Genomic DNA, 322 nt, shown 5'->3' with positions numbered 1-322 from the left:
GTTGTACGGCACCGCAGGGATGTCGGCGCTAGCAGCGCTGGGCAGTTGCGTTTTCTCCACCGCGAGCATCGGCGAGCAAAGGGAGCCCCAAAAAACCAAAAGCCCGCAATTACGCGGGCTTCAGGATACTTTTCTAGCGGTGGCGGTCAGTACCGGACGACCATCATTCCCACTCTATTATAAACTACCAGCAAAAGCCGCTATAACAGGCAGCTAAAAGTCATAACTGCATGGAATACCATGAAGAATGCCATAACTAAGACTTCACAGCTATGCGGGTGAGACCATCCAGCGAAAGCCCTAACTACGCGCCCGCGACCGA

The 322-nt window shown here is 53.7% G+C and carries 1 protein-coding gene; it reads left to right on the top strand.

Features of this window, described 5'->3' with window-relative positions; translation table 11 throughout:
• The coding region (locus AC0L3B_RS38945; RefSeq protein WP_473383009.1) for a hypothetical protein at nucleotides 1–217 on the top strand (217 nt) is incomplete at its 5' end.
• Nucleotides 218–322 lie beyond the last annotated feature (105 nt).

It is taken from the genome of Bradyrhizobium sp. Kon56 (assembly GCF_055807635.1).
The sequence above is the reverse complement of the archived record's forward strand: the minus strand, read 5'-3'. Positions and strand labels throughout refer to the sequence as shown.